The organism is Streptomyces sp. yr375 (assembly GCF_900110755.1).
Classification (GTDB): domain Bacteria; phylum Actinomycetota; class Actinomycetes; order Streptomycetales; family Streptomycetaceae; genus Streptomyces.
On the sequence record NZ_FOFF01000081.1, the window covers coordinates 1 to 16,649 of the forward strand.

General features: G+C 69.7%; 14 protein-coding genes and 5 tRNA genes. 8 read left to right on the forward strand and 11 right to left on the reverse strand.

What is annotated here, in order from left to right:
• Nucleotides 1-2: 2 nt before the first annotated feature.
• From BMZ82_RS38095 to BMZ82_RS38135, 9 genes are all read right to left on the reverse strand, one after another.
• A tRNA-Glu gene (locus BMZ82_RS38095) sits at nucleotides 3-75 on the reverse strand.
• 28 nt (nucleotides 76-103) lie between these two features.
• Nucleotides 104-175 (reverse strand) — tRNA-Gln (locus BMZ82_RS38100).
• Between the two features lie 20 nt (nucleotides 176-195).
• Nucleotides 196-268: transfer RNA gene (locus BMZ82_RS38105), tRNA-Glu, on the reverse strand.
• Between the two features lie 29 nt (nucleotides 269-297).
• Nucleotides 298-370: transfer RNA gene (locus BMZ82_RS38110), tRNA-Glu, on the reverse strand.
• 42 nt (nucleotides 371-412) lie between these two features.
• Nucleotides 413-484 (reverse strand) — tRNA-Gln (locus BMZ82_RS38115).
• Between the two features lie 91 nt (nucleotides 485-575).
• Nucleotides 576-1,310, reverse strand: a complete 735-nt coding sequence (locus tag BMZ82_RS38120; protein ID WP_093781982.1) for an HAD family hydrolase — start codon at nucleotides 1,308-1,310, stop codon at nucleotides 576-578.
• 170 nt (nucleotides 1,311-1,480) lie between these two features.
• A complete protein-coding gene (gltX, locus tag BMZ82_RS38125; RefSeq protein WP_093781983.1) occupies nucleotides 1,481-2,965 on the reverse strand; it encodes a glutamate--tRNA ligase in 1,485 nt (494 codons plus the stop codon).
• Nucleotides 2,958-3,743 carry a fumarylacetoacetate hydrolase family protein gene (locus tag BMZ82_RS38130; protein ID WP_093781984.1) on the reverse strand — a complete coding sequence of 262 codons (786 nt, stop codon included), beginning with the start codon at nucleotides 3,741-3,743 and terminating at the stop codon, nucleotides 2,958-2,960. The genes gltX and BMZ82_RS38130 overlap by 8 nt, the downstream gene beginning before the upstream one ends.
• A 157-nt stretch (nucleotides 3,744-3,900) precedes the next feature.
• On the reverse strand, nucleotides 3,901-4,089 hold the full coding sequence (locus BMZ82_RS38135; RefSeq protein ID WP_177244871.1) for a hypothetical protein: 189 nt from the start codon (nucleotides 4,087-4,089) through the stop codon (nucleotides 3,901-3,903).
• Between the two features lie 605 nt (nucleotides 4,090-4,694).
• Between BMZ82_RS38135 and BMZ82_RS38140 the strand changes: the two genes are divergently transcribed.
• The 8 genes from BMZ82_RS38140 to BMZ82_RS38175 all read left to right on the forward strand — a co-directional run bounded on the left by BMZ82_RS38140 (nucleotide 4,695) and on the right by BMZ82_RS38175 (nucleotide 15,367).
• A complete protein-coding gene (locus tag BMZ82_RS38140; protein ID WP_093781985.1) occupies nucleotides 4,695-8,483 on the forward strand; it encodes a sensor histidine kinase in 3,789 nt (1,262 codons plus the stop codon).
• A 9-nt stretch (nucleotides 8,484-8,492) separates the two neighbouring features.
• A complete protein-coding gene (locus BMZ82_RS38145; RefSeq protein WP_003993189.1) occupies nucleotides 8,493-8,906 on the forward strand; it encodes a roadblock/LC7 domain-containing protein in 414 nt (137 codons plus the stop codon).
• 111 nt (nucleotides 8,907-9,017) lie between these two features.
• The gene (locus BMZ82_RS38150; protein WP_093781986.1) at nucleotides 9,018-9,416 is read left to right on the forward strand and encodes a DUF742 domain-containing protein; all 399 of its coding nucleotides are present in this window, start codon (nucleotides 9,018-9,020) and stop codon (nucleotides 9,414-9,416) included.
• On the forward strand, nucleotides 9,397-9,972 hold the full coding sequence (locus BMZ82_RS38155; RefSeq protein ID WP_054239771.1) for a GTP-binding protein: 576 nt from the start codon (nucleotides 9,397-9,399) through the stop codon (nucleotides 9,970-9,972). The genes BMZ82_RS38150 and BMZ82_RS38155 overlap by 20 nt, the downstream gene beginning before the upstream one ends.
• A 375-nt stretch (nucleotides 9,973-10,347) precedes the next feature.
• A complete protein-coding gene (locus BMZ82_RS38160; protein WP_177244872.1) occupies nucleotides 10,348-13,707 on the forward strand; it encodes a nitrate- and nitrite sensing domain-containing protein in 3,360 nt (1,119 codons plus the stop codon).
• Between the two features lie 10 nt (nucleotides 13,708-13,717).
• Nucleotides 13,718-14,131: a roadblock/LC7 domain-containing protein gene (locus BMZ82_RS38165; protein ID WP_037737006.1), complete on the forward strand. Its 414-nt coding sequence runs from the start codon at nucleotides 13,718-13,720 to the stop codon at nucleotides 14,129-14,131.
• Between the two features lie 95 nt (nucleotides 14,132-14,226).
• Entirely contained in the window at nucleotides 14,227-14,805 is a 579-nt protein-coding gene (locus BMZ82_RS38170) for a DUF742 domain-containing protein (RefSeq protein WP_093781988.1), read from the forward strand.
• On the forward strand, nucleotides 14,786-15,367 hold the full coding sequence (locus BMZ82_RS38175) for a GTP-binding protein (protein ID WP_006375305.1): 582 nt from the start codon (nucleotides 14,786-14,788) through the stop codon (nucleotides 15,365-15,367). The genes BMZ82_RS38170 and BMZ82_RS38175 overlap by 20 nt, the downstream gene beginning before the upstream one ends.
• A gap of 66 nt (nucleotides 15,368-15,433) precedes the next feature.
• Here the strand turns inward: BMZ82_RS38175 and BMZ82_RS38180 are convergent, their stop codons facing one another.
• Entirely contained in the window at nucleotides 15,434-15,628 is a 195-nt protein-coding gene (locus BMZ82_RS38180) for an acyl-CoA carboxylase subunit epsilon (RefSeq protein ID WP_093781989.1), read from the reverse strand.
• Between the two features lie 60 nt (nucleotides 15,629-15,688).
• Nucleotides 15,689-16,649: acyl-CoA carboxylase subunit beta (locus BMZ82_RS38185; protein WP_305729233.1), on the reverse strand; the 961-nt coding region annotated here is incomplete at its 5' end.

The window sequence follows — 16,649 nt, forward strand, 5'->3', positions numbered from 1 at the left end:
CGTACCCCCGACCGGATTCGAACCGGCGCTACCGCCTTGAGAGGGCGGCGTGCTAGGCCGCTACACAACGGGGGCGTGAACACTGCGTTTCCGCAGGTCAAAGCTGGTCTACCTGGACTCGAACCAAGAATGACGGTACCAGAAACCGTAGTGTTGCCAATTACACCATAGACCAATGTGGTTTAAACCAATGCGTACCCCCGACCGGATTCGAACCGGCGCTACCGCCTTGAGAGGGCGGCGTGCTAGGCCGCTACACAACGGGGGCCCTAGCAGTCCCGAGATGATCGGAACCAGTACCCCCGACCGGATTCGAACCGGCGCTACTGCCTTGAGAGGGCAGCGTGCTAGGCCGCTACACAACGGGGGCTTTGTGGAGTTGATCTCCACGTGTGCAGATGAGCTCTGCGAGCTGGCCTACCTGGACTCGAACCAAGACTAACTGAACCAGAATCAGTCGTGCTGCCAATTACACCATAGGCCACTGGAACTCAAGCCCCGGAAGGGATCTTGTTCTAGTTTCGCTCCCCCGGTTCCGGCCTTTCGGCCCGCTCTCCGGCGGCGCAGGAAGAACATTACCCGAAGGTGGACTGCGCTCCAAAACGGGTATCCGCGCCGAGAAGCGCGGGGAGTTCGGCGAGGGTGGCGATCCGATGCCGCCCCGCGGGCGCCTCCACGGTCGCCGTGCCGCCGTAGCGGTCGATCCATACGGAGAGCAGTCCGGCGTCGGCCGCGCCCCGGCCGTCGATCTCCGGATGGTCGCCGACGTACGCCACCTGGTCCGGCGGCAGGGACAGGGCCTCGCAGGCGGCGAGGAACGCGCCGGCCTCCGGCTTGGAGACGCCGAGTTCCGCGGCGCACAGGATGGCCTCGAAGCGGTCGTGGACGCCGAGGACGCGCAGTTTGTGGTCCTGGACGTGGATGGTGGAGTTGGAGAGCACCGCGTGGCGGTGGCTGGCGGCGAGCACGTCCAGGGCGGGCAGGACGTCGGGGAAGAGGGACCAGGCGGCCTCGTAGTGGCCGAGGTAGCGCCCGAACCAGTCGTCGACCTCAACGTCGGTCAGCTCCGGGCGGCCCAGGAACACCCGTACCCGGTCCCGGCGCTGGTCCTCGAAGGTGATCCCGCCCGCCGAGAACCGCGCCCACTGCTGGTCGGTGACCTCCCGCCACCGGTCGAGCGCCCGCTCGGCGCCGCCGTACTCGGCCATCAGCCCTTCGGCCATGAGATGCGCCCGCATGCCCTCCCGGTCCGCGGTCGTGTAGTCGAAGAGGGTGTCGTCAACGTCCCAGACGACGGCGCGAATGGTCATGCCTGCGACGGTATCGCGGACTGGAACACGGGGGGCATGATCGAGTACCGCGTCCAGTTCATCTGCTGCTGGAAATCTTCGAAGAGGACGCCTATCTGATCGACGAGGGCTGAACGTCGGAGGGGCGGCACCCGAAGCCCGGGTGCCGCCCCTCGCGTGTGGTCCGGGGGTTAGGCCGTCAGGCGGGACAGGGCCGCGTCGATGCGGGACAGGGTCTGCTCCTTGCCCAGGGTCTCCAGGGACTCGAAGAGGGGGAGGCCCACCGTGCGGCCCGTGACGGCCACGCGGACGGGGGCCTGGGCCTTGCCCAGCTTGAGGCCGTGGGTCTCGCCGGCGGCCAGGACCGCTTCCTTCAGGGACTCGGCGGAGGTCCAGTCGGCCGACTCCAGCTTTTCGCGGGCCGTCGTGAGCAGCGCGTCGCTGCCCTCCTTCATCGCCTTCGCCCACGAGGCCTCGTCGAAGACGGGCTCCGGGAGGAAGAGGAAGTCGACGTTGTCGGTGATCTCCGAGAGGACCTTCAGACGGGTCTGGGCGTGCGGGGCGATCGCCTGCCACTTGGCGTCGTCGAAGTCCGCCGGGGACCACGGGGCGAAGGGGGCCTTCAGCCAGGGTGCGCAGCGCTCGGTGAAGTCCTTCACGTCGAGCAGGCGGATGTGGTCGGCGTTGATCGCCTCGCACTTCTTCAGGTCGAAGCGCGCCGGGTTGGGGTTGACGTCCGCGATCTCGAAGGCGGCGACCATCTCGTCCATCGTGAAGATGTCCTGGTCGGCCGAGAGCGACCAGCCCAGCAGGGAGAGGTAGTTGAGCAGGCCCTCGGGGAGGAAACCGCGCTCCCGGTAGAGGTTGAGGCTCGACTCGGGGTCGCGCTTCGACAGCTTCTTGTTGCCCTCGCCCATCACGTACGGCAGGTGGCCGAACTGCGGGGTGGACTTGGCGATGCCCAGCTCGGTCAGCGCCTTGTACAGGGCGATCTGGCGCGGGGTGGAGGACAGCAGGTCCTCACCGCGCAGCACGTGCGTGATCTCCATCAGCGCGTCGTCCACCGGGTTGACCAGCGTGTACAGCGGGGCGCCGTTCGCGCGGACGATGCCGAAGTCCGGGACGTTCTCCGGGGTGAACGTCAGCTCGCCGCGGACCAGGTCCGTGAAGGTGATCGTCTCGTCGGGCATGCGGAAGCGGACGATCGGGGTGCGGCCCTGGGCCTCGTACTGCGCGACCTGCTCGGTGCTCAGGTCGCGGCAGTGGCCGTCGTAGCCGGACGGCTTGCCGGCGGCGCGGGCGGCGTCGCGGCGGGTGTCCAGCTCCTCCTGGGAGCAGTAGCAGCGGTAGGCGTGGCCGGCGGCGAGGAGCTTGTCGGCGACGTCCCGGTAGATGTCCATGCGCTGCGACTGGCGGTAGGGCGCGTGCGGGCCGCCGATCTCGGGGCCCTCGTCCCAGTCGAAGCCGAGCCAGCGCAGGGAGTCCAGGAGCTGGTGGTAGGACTCCTCGGAGTCGCGGGCCGCGTCGGTGTCCTCGATGCGAAAGACCAGCGTGCCCTGGTGGTGCTTGGCGAACGCCCAGTTGAACAGGGCGGTGCGGACCAGGCCCACGTGGGGGTTACCGGTGGGCGAGGGACAGAAACGGACGCGTACGGGGGAGCCGGGTGCGCTAGCCACGCTTGACAACCTTGTTGGTGAGAGTGCCGATGCCTTCGATGGTGACGGCGACCTCGTCGCCGACAGCCAGGGGGCCGACCCCTGCCGGGGTGCCCGTGAGGATCACGTCGCCGGGGAGCAGCGTCATGGCCTCGGTGATGTTGACGATCAGATCCTCGATGGAGTGGATCATCTCGCTGGTGCGGCCGAGCTGGCGTTGCTCGCCGTTGACCGTGAGCTGGACGGTGAGGTCGGACGCGGTGGCGAGGTCGAGGTCCGTCTCCACCCACGGGCCGAGCGGGCAGGACGTGTCGAAGCCCTTGGCCCGGGCCCACTGCTTCTCGCGCTTCTGCACGTCCCGCGCGGTGACGTCGTTGGCGCAGGTGTAGCCGAGGATGACGTCCGCGACGCGGTCGCGCGGGACCTCGCGGCACATGCGGCCGATGACCACGGCGAGTTCGGCCTCGTGGTGCAGTTCCTCGGAGAAGGAGGGGTACTTGATGGCGTCGCCGGGGCCGATCACCGAGGTGGACGGCTTGAAGAAGGCGAACGGGGCGTCGGGCACCTCGTTGCCCAGCTCGCGCGCGTGCTCGGCGTAGTTGCGGCCGAAGGCCACGACCTTGTTGGGCAGCACGGGCGGGAGCAGTCGGACCTTGCTCAGCGGCACCTTGGTGCCGGAGAGCTCGAAGTCCGCGAACGGGATGCCCTTGATGATGTCGAGGACGAGCTCGTCCGGCTTGTCGCCCTCGACCGCGCCGAAGGCGACGTTCCCGTCGATGGAGAACCTGGCGATGCGCACGGGTTGGTTGGCCCCTTGACTGAATACGACTGAGTATGTGGGTGTGACGCCCCAGGCTAACGCGGAAGGGCGTCCCCGGCCGGGGACGCCCTTGACATCCGTACATCCATGCGTCCGCGTGCCGCCGCCCTGAACGTTCGGCGGCCGGCGCGCGTATCTACTCCGCGACGGAGGCCGCTACCGGCAGCTCCATGAGGATGGTGCGCTTGGGGTTGGCGGTCTGGGCGGGCAGTTCGACGGAGTGCTCCCGCTGCTCCGGGAGTTGCAGTTCGTCGGCGTCCTTGAGGTGCGCCAGCGTCGTGCGCCGCGGGTTGGCGATCTTGTGGAACATCGTCGTGGTCTTCACTGTTGTACTCGACCCTGTCGTGTCGGGGCGCCGGGGAAGCCGTCAAGGGCCTTCGCACAAGCGCGTCTTGTCGGGTTTGCCATCCCTGTAAAGCGTCAGGCTAAACACGCGATTCCCGGTGAACGCGTGAAGGTCGCATGATCGGCGTGTGAGTTTACTCACCACCACATGGGCAAAGCGGTCAATTCAGGCCTTCAACTGACCATTATGAAACGGACATTGCACCCCTGAAGCGTGCATTCCGCTCCTGATCATGGCGACTGGGACACCCCCCATACCCCCTCGCTTCGCCCGCTTATGTCCGCCTTACGTATGATCCCCTTCCACATCCCGTAACTTGACCCTTACGTGGTGTCACAGTTGTCACAGCCTGACCGACGGGCCTTGTTGGAGATCCTGCACTGTGCTGGAATTCCTCGGACCGCCGCGGGATCGAGCCGGCGCACTGGGGGCGCGCACAACGCGCCTGGTGGCGGCGAGACAGGGGGAGCCAGCGCCGGTCACTCACGACCATCCGGGGGGCGTATTTCAGGGCGCCCCTCAACACGCCGACACCGTCCTTCCGTTCACGCGGAGGGGCGCCTGGTCCAGAGGTTGCGACGCTAGTGCAGGGACGTTTCAAGAGGGATGGCAGCGCTTCGGCCGAGCCGGAGCCGCGCGGCGGGACCGGCCCGATGGCAGTCGGCTCCTCGCCCCAGCACGCCCAGAACCCGGGCCCGGCACCATCAGGTGACGGCGGTGAGCGCCCTGGGCGCCCCGGCGGATCCGCGGCGTCGAGTCCGCTCACCGCGACTCCGACCGCCAAGCCGCCGACCAACGCCCCCAGCCCCGGTCCACGCGTCGCGCTGCGCAACTGGCGTATCTCCACCCGTCTGGTGGCGCTGCTGACCCTGCCCGTGGTCGCGGCCACCACGCTGGGCGGACTGCGCATCAACCAGTCGATGGACGACATCCAGCAGCTCGACAACATGAAGCTGCTGACGGACATGACCAAGCAGGCCACCGAACTGGCCGTGCAGCTCCAGAACGAGCGCGACCGCTCCGCCGGCCCGCTGGCGCACGGCGCGAAGGCGACCGACTTCGCCGTCAAGGGCTACCGCGACAAGACCGACAAGGCCGTCATCGCCTTCCAGGACGCCTCGGAGGAGATCGACGGCGCCAGCACGGACGGCAACCTCCAGGGTGTCCGCGACAGCCTCGTCGGCCTCCTCAGCGACCTGGGCAACCTCGCCAAGGTCCGCAGCACGGCCTACGCGGACAAGGGCAACTCCACCCAGACGGTCGAGGCCTACCACCGCCTCATCACCGGCCTGCTCGACCTCTCGCAGGACATGGCGCAGGCCACCAACAACCCGGAGATGATCCAGCGCACGCGTGCCCTGGCCGCCTTCTCCTCCGCCAAGGAGTACGCCTCCGTCCAGCGCGCCGTGCTCGCGGCCGCGCTGCCCGTCGGCAACACCGTCTACGGCGACCTCAAGGAGAACGACCGGCAGTACGCCGAGGCCGCGCTCGAGAACCAGGACTCCGAACTCGCCAGCTTCCGCAGCATCTACGGCGACGACGGCGCCGAGGAGCTGCTCCAGCCCATCGAGAAGGGCAACCCGGTCATCGAGGAGGCGGACACCTACGCCACCCGTGCGCTGAGTTCCCCCACCGGTCTGCAGTCGCTGGACAAGCGGTCGTACCAGGACTGGATCGACGACAGCACCACCAAGATCACGCAGATGAACAACATCGAGCACACGCTGCTCGAGGACATGGAGCAGAAGGCGCGTGAGCTGCGCGCCGAGTCGGAGCGCGAAGCGATCATCTCCGGTGCGCTCATCCTGCTCGTGCTCGGTGTGTCGCTGGTCGGCGCGTTCGTCGTCGCCCGGTCCATGATCCGCTCGCTGCGCCGCCTCCAGGAGACCGCCACCAAGGTCGCCCAGGACCGGCTGCCCGAGCTGGTCAAGCAGCTCTCCGAGTCCGACCCGCAGGACGTCGACACGTCCGTGGAGTCGGTCGGTGTGCACTCCAAGGACGAGATCGGCCAGGTGGCCGCGGCCTTCGACGACGTGCACCGCGAGGCCGTCCGACTGGCCGCCGAGCAGGCCCTCCTGCGAGGCAACGTCAACGCGATGTTCACCAACCTCTCGCGCCGCTCCCAGGGCCTCATCCAGCGTCAGCTCTCGCTCATCTCCGAACTGGAGTCCCGCGAGGCCGACCCGGACCAGTTGTCCTCGCTCTTCAAGCTCGACCACCTCGCGACCCGCATGCGCCGTAACGGTGAGAACCTCCTCGTCCTCGCGGGTGAGGAGCCCGGCCGCCGCTGGACCCGTCCGGTCCCGCTGGTCGACGTGCTGCGCGCCGCCGCCTCCGAGGTGGAGCAGTACGAGCGCATCGAGCTGTCGTCGGTGCCGACCACCGAGGTCGCCGGCCGGGTCGTCAACGACCTCGTGCACCTGCTCGCCGAGCTGCTGGAGAACGCCACCTCGTTCTCCTCCCCGCAGACCAAGGTCAAGGTCACCGGTCACGCGCTGCCCGACGGCCGGGTGCTGATCGAGATCCACGACACCGGCATCGGCCTCTCCCCCGAGGACCTCGCCGCGATCAACGAGCGGCTCGCCTCGCCGCCCACCGTGGACGTGTCGGTCTCCCGCCGCATGGGTCTGTTCGTGGTCGGCCGGCTGTCGCAGCGCCACGGCATCCGCATCCAGCTCCGCCCGTCCGACTCCGGCGGTACGACCGCGCTGGTCATGCTGCCGGTGGACGTCGCCCAGGGCGGCAAGAAGCCGCAGCCCGGCCAGGGCGGTGGCGCGGGTGGTCCCGCGGCCGCGCAGGCCGCTGCGGGCGTCGCCGCCGCGCGTCGCCAGAACGGCTCGCAGGGCGGTGCCCTCGGCGCCGGTCCCGGCGGTGGCGGGCTGCTCTCCTCCGGTCAGGGCCCCCGGGCCGCGCTGCCCGGCCGGGACGGCGGTGGCCGCCCCGGCGGCCAGCCGCCGGCCGCCCCCCAGCACCAGCAGGGCCGGCCCGCTCCGGCCGGTGCGGGCGCCGGCTTCGGCGGCGGCCAGGCGCCGGGTGCGCCGCAGGGCATGCAGACGGCCGGCAACAGCCAGCAGGGCATGGACATGTTCGGCGGCGGACGTCCGCCGCAGCAGCGCGGCAACAAGCCCGAGCAGGGCGGCCGCGGCCGGCAGCCGCAGTTGCCGCCGCGCGGTGGTCCGCGTGCCGAGCTGCCCGGCGGCAACCCGCAGCCCCGCGCGGCGAGTTGGGGTGCCGAGAACGCCCAGCCGCCGGTCCCGCGCACCCCGCTGGACGCCCCGCGCGGCCACGACGAGCCGGATGTCGCCCAGACCTCGCGCATGCCGCGCATCGACGACCGGCAGGGCCCCGCGGCCACCGCCGAGATACCGGCGATCCCCCGGCCCGACGACCGCCACGCCCCCTCGGGTCCCGGCGACTTCGGCCGCCCCGCGCCGAACGGCCTGCAGAGCACGAGCCAGTTCCCCGCCGTGAGCAACGGCAACGGGAACGGCAACCAGAACGGCAGCAGCAACGGCCAGGCGGGCTTCAACGGACGCCAGGACACCGGCCAGTTCCAGCGCCCGGGTACCAACGGCCGCCCGGACGCAGGTCAGTTCGAGCGCAACGGCTCCAACGGCCGCCCGGACGACGGCGCGTTCACCCGCTCCGACGTCTTCGGCGCCCCGGGCGGGCAGAACGCCCCGGCGAGCCCGGACCGGTTCGCTCCGCAGGCCTACGACAACGGCTCCACCGGCCAGTTCGCCCTGCCCGGCTACGACGGCTCCGCGACCGGCCAGCACGCGCTGCCCGGCCGCCAGGACCCCTCGGCCACGGGCCAGTTCCCCACCGCGCAGCCGAACGGCTACGGCGCTTCACAGCAGCCGGCGCTCCCGCCGCGTCCGGCCGGGCGTCCGGACCTGGAGGCGCTGCCGCCCGCCGGTCCCGGTGACGGCCGTACGCCGCTGTACGACACGCTGGAGACCAACTGGTTCCACGGTCAGCAGCCGGGCGAGCCGACGTCCGCTCCGGCACCGGCTCCGGCCGCACCGCAGCAGCAGCCGCAGGCTCCGGCCGCTCCTCAGCGCCCCGCCGCCGCCAGTTCCTCCTGGCGCACCTCGCCGAACGACGAGCTCGTCCGGCAGGCCGAGCGGGTCAGGCAGCCGGCCGCGGGCGGCGTCACCACCTCCGGCCTGCCGCGCCGGGTGCCCCGGGCGAACCTCGTCCCGGGCACGGCTCAGCAGCAACAGCACCAAACCGGTCCGCAGGTCTCGCGTGCGCCTGACGACGTACGCGGCCGGCTGACCAATCTCCGTCGGGGTATCGCGCAGGGTCGTCAGGTCGGCAACGGCCAGACCGGCAGCTTCCCGAACCCCACTCACCAGCAGGAGCACTAGTTGAGCCAGATGAGCCAGGCGGCACAGAACCTGAACTGGTTGATCACCAACTTCGTGGACAACACCCCCGGGGTGTCCCACACCGTCGTGGTGTCCGCCGACGGGCTCCTGCTCGCGATGTCCGAGGGCTTCCCGCGCGACCGCGCCGACCAGCTCGCGGCCGTCGCGTCCGGGCTGACCTCGCTGACGGCCGGGGCCTCCCGGATCTTCGAGGGCGGCAGCGTGGCGCAGACCGTCGTCGAGATGGAGCGGGGTTTCCTCTTCCTCATGTCCGTCTCGGACGGCTCGTCCCTCGCCGTCCTCGCGCACCCCGAATGCGACATCGGCCTCGTGGGTTACGAGATGGCGCTCCTTGTCGACCGTGCGGGCGCGGTGCTCACGCCCGACCTGCGCGCCGAGCTCCAGGGCAGTCTGCTCCACTGACCCGCACCGGCACCACCCACCTCACGAAATCACCGTCCGGCCGACACACTCCCCGCACCGGCTCGACGCGCGGCACGACTGACCGAGAATGCTGTCCCGCCCGGAGGATCCATGACCCCGCCCGCCACCCATCATGATCCGTACGCGGAGCCGTACGGGGACGAGGGCGACCAGCCGCTGGTGCGCCCCTACGCGATGACCGGTGGCCGGACCCGGCCGCGCTATCAGCTCGCCATCGAGGCGCTGATCAGCACGACGGCCGATCCGGCAGCGCTCATGGGCCTGCTCCCGGAGCACCAGCGCATCTGCCACCTGTGCCGCGAGGTGAAGTCGGTCGCGGAGGTCTCGGCTCTCCTGGCCATGCCGCTGGGTGTGGCGCGGATCCTCGTCGCGGACCTCGCCGAGGCCGGACTGGTGGCCATCCACCAGCCGGGTGGCGACGAGAACAACGGCGGCGCTCCGGACGTGACGCTGCTCGAAAGGGTGCTCAGTGGACTTCGCAAGCTCTGACGGTGGCCGTGCCACCACCTCGGCGAAGATCGTGGTGGCGGGCGGCTTCGGCGTGGGCAAGACCACGTTCGTGGGAGCGGTCTCCGAGATCAACCCGCTGCGTACGGAGGCCGTCATGACGTCCGCGAGCGCGGGCATCGACGACCTCACCCACACCGGGGACAAGACCACCACCACGGTGGCCATGGACTTCGGCCGTATCACGCTCGACCAGGACCTGATCCTCTACCTGTTCGGTACGCCGGGTCAGGACCGGTTCTGGTTCATGTGGGACGACCTGGTGCGCGGTGCGATCGGCGCGATCGTACTGGTGGACACGCGGCGGCTGGCCGACTGCTTCCCCGCGGTCGACTACTTCGAGAACAGCGGTCTGCCGTTCGTCGTCGCGCTCAACGGCTTCGACGGCTCGCAGCCGTACCAGCCCGAAGAGGTGCGCGAGGCGTTGCAGATCGGCCCGGACACCCCGATCATCACGACGGACGCCCGGCACCGCTCGGATGCCAAGAGCGCGCTGATCACGCTGGTCGAGCACGCGCTGATGGCGCGGCTGCGGTAACTTTCAAGTAGTCTGTCGCATACGACAGTTGTCGTAGACGCTTCGGAGCCGGCTGTGGGCTTTGACACGGTCGGCTCCGCTGTTCATAACGTTTCGGCAGAGGAATCCCCCACACCGCCACGCGTCGCGGTCACTTGGTCTCACTGTGCATACGAAGACCCCGCCTTATGGTGGGGCTCGTTCTGTTTGACCGATTTATTTGGGGTTTACATCACGCTCAACCAGCCGTTTCCCATGTTTGGAAGAGCGCTGCCAAGCGTGCTGGAATGCGTGAACTGCCCAATAGTCAATGACGTACTCATGGTCGATGGCTGTCCGGGCTCTGAGACACTGCGGCACGACGAAGGTGCCGACCGCCGAGAGGTTGTTGGTCGAGTGAGGCGAAGCAAGAACAGTCCCGAGCCGGCGGCCCGGGGCAACTTCACCCCGCCGCCGCGCGGGGCGGCGGGCGCCACCGTGCCCGGCTCGGAGCCGACGGAACCACCCGCCAAGAGCGGCAGCCGTCTCTCCCCGCGCAACTGGCGGGTGCCGACCCGGCTGAACGCGATCCTGCTCATACCCGTGATGGTCGGCCTGGTCATGGGCGGCTTCCAGGTGAAGAGCTCGATCGACACCTGGCAGGAGGCCGAGGACGCGGAGAACACCGCGCGTCTGGTGCGGGCCGCCCTGAGCTACGGCGACGCCATCTACAAGGAGCGCGACGTCTCCGCCGCGCCGCTCCTCGCGGGCAAGCAGAACGACGCGACGGTCGTCTCGGCCCGCAAGGCCACGGACACCGCCGCCGACGCCTTCGACCTGGCCGCGCAGGACATGCCGGCGAAGGCCGGTCTGCAGCGCCGGCTCCAGATCTTCCGCACCGCGGAGACCAAGCTGGCGCCGCTGCGTGCCGCCGCCTACTCCGCCAAGCTCACCGGCGTGCAGACCGAAGAGGGGTACACGCAGGTCGCGCACCCCCTGATGGAGTTCTCCAACGAGCTCGGTCTGGGCACCGGAAACATCACCTCCTACGGCCGTACCGTCTACGCCATCTCGCTGACCAAGGCCGCGCTGTCCCTGGAGCGCTCGATCGGCATGCACCTGCTGATCAAGCCGGGTCCGGAGGAGGCCGACTTCGCCAAGCAGAAGGTCTCCCTCTCGTCGTACGCCTACCTCGAGGGCATCGCCATCGAGGAGTACGTCGGCGGTGGCACCGAGGGCGACGCGAAGAAGCTGGACGACGCCGAGGCGAAGATCAAGACCGACGGCGCCGCGCAGGCCGCCGCCGCGAAGCAGCAGGACCCGGAGTACGTGCCGCCGCCGTCCGACCCGAACACGATGGTCGGCGCGATCTCCACGATGGAGACGACCGAGGGCGCCGAGCGTGCCGGGCTCGCCGAGAAGGGCATCAGCAAGGAGAACTGGTGGGCGGTCACCACGCTGAAGTACGACGCCTACCGCCAGATCGAGTCGGACATGGCCGACAAGGCCGTGACCGAGGCCTCGGACATCGCCGCTGACGCCAAGACCTCCGCGATCATCACCGGTGCGGCCGTCGTCGTCGCCCTGCTGCTGGCGTTCATCCTCGCCGGCGCCGTGGCCCGCCAGATGAGCCGTGCGATGCGCCAACTGCGCAACGCGGCCTTCGGCATCGCCGAACAGCGGCTGCCGATGCTGGTCGACCAGCTCTCCCGCACCGACCCGGGCCGGGTCGACACCCGCGTACAGGCCATCCCGATCACGACCACGGACGAGATCGGCGAGGTCGCCCGCGCCTTCGACCAGGTGCACCGCGAGGCCGTCCGGCTGGCCGCCGAGCAGGCTCTGCTGCGGGGCAACATCAACGCGATCTTCACCAACCTGTCGCGCCGCAACCAGTCGCTGATCGAGGGCCAACTGACCCTGATCACCGACCTGGAGAACAACGAGGCCGACCCGGACCAGCTCGAGAACCTCTTCCGGCTGGACCACCTCGCGACCCGTATGCGCCGCAACGGCGAGAACCTCCTGGTCCTCGCCGGCGAGGAGCCGGGCCGCCGCTGGGACCAGCCGGTCCCGCTGGTCGACGTGCTGCGCGCCGCCTCCTCCGAGGTGGAGCAGTACGAGCGCATCGAGCTGTCGGGCGTCCCGGAGGCCGAGATCCACGGCCGCGCGGTGACCGACCTCGTGCACCTGCTCGCCGAGCTCCTGGAGAACGCCACGACGTTCTCCTCGCCGCAGACCAAGGTTCGCGTGACCGCCACCCGGCTCCCCGACGGTCGGGTCATGATCGAGATCCACGACAAGGGCATCGGCCTCACCGCCGAGGACTTCGCGGACATCAACCACAAGCTGGCCAACCCGCCGACGGTGGACGCCGCGATCTCGCAGCGCATGGGCCTCTTCGTGGTCGGCCGGCTGTCCGACCGGCACGGCATCCGCGTCCAGCTCCGCCCCTCGGGCGAGCAGGCCGGCACGACCTCGCTGGTCATGCTGCCCGACGCGATCACGCACGGCGGCGGTGGCGGCGAGAACCAGCCGAACCGCGACGAGTTCACCGTCTCGCAGATCATCCCGGAGCAGAACTTCGGCGGCCGCGGCGAGGACTTCAGCAACGGCCTGCCGATGCGCACCGCCGCCGAACTGGGCTTCGACGACAGCCAGTACGCGGTCCCCGACGACATCAGCGAGCTGGACCCGGTGGGCCGCTCCCTGATGCGCGACGAACGCCGTACGGCCCTGGAGGGCCCGGGTCAGCCGGGCGACCGGCCCGGTCTGCCCGCCGCGCAGCAGCAGCCCGCCGACGGCTTCGCCCCGTCCGGCCAGCAGCCGCAGCAGCCGCAGCCCTCGTACGACACGGGCTACGACACCGGCGCGACCGGCTACACCGGGCAGCCGGCGGCGTACGACCAGCAGACGGCGTACGAGGAGCAGCAGCGCCCGGCGTACGACGACCAGTACTTCGCGCCGAACGGCGGGGTGCCGCAGGCCGACGCGTACTCCGCGAACGGCGGACTGCCGCAGAACGACGGCTTCGCGGCGAACGGCGGCTACCCGGACCCCGCGTACGCGGAGCCCGTCCAGGAGGAGCGGACGGCGCCGCCCGCGGCCGCCCCGGAGAGCTTCCAGCCGTACCAGGAGCAGCAGCCCTACCAGGACGACTGGCCCCAGCAGAACGGCCACGCCAACGGGCACGCGAACGGGCAGACCAACGGCCACGCGAACGGTTACCGGAACGGTTACCCGGACCAGTACGCTCCGGAAGCGGAATCCGCGCAGGTCGCTGACGCGGGTGAGCGGAACGGCGTAGGCTTCGACCGTCCGGGACCGACCCCCTCCGCCGCCTCCCACGCGCTGACCGACGCCGGTCTCCCCCGCCGCGGCTCCGCCGCGAGCGGTGCGAACGGCTCGGGACCCGCGAAGCAGGAGGCGCCGGCCCCCGCCGCGGAGAGCAACGGCAGCGGCAACGGCAGTGGTGGCGCCGACTCCTGGCGTTCGTCGAACGACGAGCGGTGGCAGCAGGCCTCCGCTCTGAAGAAGCCCAAGGCGGGCGGGGTCACCTCCTCCGGTCTGCCGCGGCGGGTGCCCAAGGCCAATCTGGTCGAGGGCGCCGCCGAGAGCACCCCCCAGGGAGGCCCTCAGGTCTCCCGCGCCCCGGAGGACGTCCGAGGCAGGTTGAGCAACCTGCGTCGGGGCGTCCAGCGGGGACGCAACGCAGGAAGCAGTGAAACGAACGGTCAGGGTCTCGGTCCTGACAGCACCTACAACCAGGAGCGTTAGTGTGAGCCCGATGAGCCAGGCGGCACAGAACCTGAACTGGGTGATCACCAACTTCGTGGACAACACCCCGGGGGTGTCCCACACGGTGGTGGTCTCCGCCGACGGACTCCTGCTGGCCATGTCCGAAGGCTTTCCCCGCGACCGTGCCGACCAGCTCGCGGCCGTCGCCTCCGGTCTGACGTCCCTGACGGCGGGCGCCTCCCGGATCTTCGAGGGGGGCAGCGTGAACCAGACGGTTGTGGAGATGGAGCGGGGGTTCCTCTTCCTGATGTCCATCTCCGACGGCTCCTCGCTCGCGGTGCTCGCTCACCCGGAGGCGGACATCGGCCTCATTGGGTACGAGATGGCCCTTCTGGTGGACCGCGCGGGCTCGGTGCTGACGCCCGATCTCCGTGCGGAGCTCCAGGGCAGCCTTCTCAACTAACAGACGGGCGGTGCGTTTTGGCGTCCCGAGGCCGTAGGGTTTCGGGACGCGGCTCCACGTATTGGGTGCCAGGCACAGTCGGAGGAGGAGAGAAAGTGGCAACACCCCCAGGCGGTTCCCATTCGGGCAACTGGTCGTACGGCCCTGCCCAGGGCCAGGGCGACGGTTCCCAGAACCCGAACCGTTACAACTTCCCCTCCGCGCCCAGCCAGCAGCGGCCGTACGCGCCGCAGGGCCCCGGTCCGTCGCCGTACGACCAGCCGCAGGCCCCGCGCATCCAGCCCGTGCAGCCGCATCGCCGCACGCCGGAGCCGGCGCCCGCGGGGGCCGCGAACAACCCGCTGGTGCGTCCGTACGCCATGACCGGTGGCCGGACCCGCCCGCGTTACCAGCTCGCCATCGAGGCGCTGGTGCACACCACTTCGCAGCCGCACCAGATGCAGGGCCAACTGCCCGAGCATCAGCGGATCTGCAACCTCTGCCGAGAGATCAAGTCGGTCGCCGAGATCTCGGCGCTGCTGACCATCCCTCTCGGCGTAGCCAGGATCCTCGTCGCCGACTTGGCGGAGGCGGGCCTGGTCGCCATCCATCAGCCCGGCGGCGACGAGAGCGCCGGCGGCCAGCCAGACGTGACACTGCTCGAAAGGGTGCTCAGTGGACTTCGCAAGCTCTAGCGGGGGTCCCTCCCGCTCCACCACTTCCGCGAAGATCGTGGTGGCGGGCGGCTTCGGCGTGGGCAAGACCACGTTCGTCGGGGCTGTTTCGGAGATCAATCCGCTGCGTACCGAGGCCGTCATGACGTCCGCGTCGGCGGGTATCGACGACCTCACCCACACCGGCGACAAGACGACCACGACGGTCGCCATGGACTTCGGCCGTATCACCCTGGACCAGGACCTGATCCTGTACCTGTTCGGTACGCCGGGCCAGGACCGCTTCTGGTTCATGTGGGACGACCTGGTGCGCGGTGCGATCGGCGCGATCGTCCTGGTGGACACGCGGCGGCTGGCCGACTGCTTCCCCGCGGTCGACTACTTCGAAAACAGCGGTCTGCCGTTCGTGATCGCCCTCAACGGCTTCGACGGCTCGCAGCCGTACAACCCGGACGAGGTCCGGGAGGCGTTGCAGATCGGCCCTGACACCCCGATCATCACGACGGACGCCCGGCACCGTGCCGACGCCAAGTCGGCGCTGATCACTCTCGTGGAGCACGCGTTGATGGCGCGCTTGCGGTAGGTGGTCCAGGTACGCGGAAGGGCCCCTCTCTTCGGAGAGGGGCCCTTCTCTTTGTCGCTGTGCGGCTCAGTGCCAGCTATGGGGGGCTCGGAAGCCGCCCTCGCGTTCCAGGCGGCGCCAGCCGGCCTTGGGGCGGCCGTGGCGCGCCGGGGTGGGCTCTGCGGAGCGAGCGGCGGCGCGGGCCAGGAGGACCGCCGTGATGGCGGCGACTTCCTCGGGCTCGGCGTGGCCCTTCTCGACGCGGATGTCGGGAGTGTTCATGGGTGTCAGTCTCCGTGGATGAGGTTTCCGCAGGGGTACCGCGAGGGATCCGCCGGGTTACTACTGCGGGGGGTTGCCGTGCTTGCGCGAAGGCAGGTCCGCGTGCTTGGAGTGGAGCATGGCGAGGGACCGGATGAGGATCTCGCGGGTCTCGGCGGGGTCGATGACGTCGTCGACGAGGCCGCGCTCCGCCGCGTAGTACGGGTGCATCAGCTCGGACTTGTACTCCTTGACCATGCGGGCCCGCATGGCCTCGGGGTCCTCGGCCTCGGCGATCTGACGCCGGAAGATGACGTTGGCGGCGCCTTCGGCGCCCATCACGGCGATCTCGTTCGTCGGCCAGGCGTAGGTGAGGTCCGCGCCGATGGACTGGCAGTCCATGACGATGTACGCCCCGCCGTACGCCTTGCGCAGGATCAGCGAGATACGCGGCACGGTCGCGTCGCAGTAGGCGTACAGGAGCTTCGCGCCGTGGCGGATGATTCCGCCGTGCTCCTGGTCGACGCCCGGGAGGAAGCCGGGGACGTCCAGGAACGTGACGATCGGGATATTGAAAGCGTCACACATCTGGACAAAGCGCGCAGCTTTTTCCGACGCCTCGATGTCCAGGACACCGGCGAGGGACTGCGGCTGGTTGGCGACGATGCCGACGACCCGGCCGTCGAGGCGGGCCATCGCGCAGATGATGTTGCGGGCCCAGCGCTCGTGGATCTCGACGTACTCGCCGTCGTCGACGATCTCCTCGATGACCTTGGTCATGTCGTACGGACGGTTGCCGTCGGCCGGGACCAGGTCCAGCAGGACGTCGCCGCGGCGGTCGGCCGGGTCGGTGCACTCGACGCGCGGCGGGTTCTCGCGGTTGTTCTGCGGGAGCAGCGACAGGAGGTAGCGGACCTCCGCGATGCAGGTCTCCTCGTCGTCGTAGGCGAAGTGGCACACCCCGCTCGTCTCGGCGTGCACGTCCGCGCCGCCGAGGCCGTTCTGGGTGATCTCCTCGCCGGTGACCGCCTTGACGACGTCC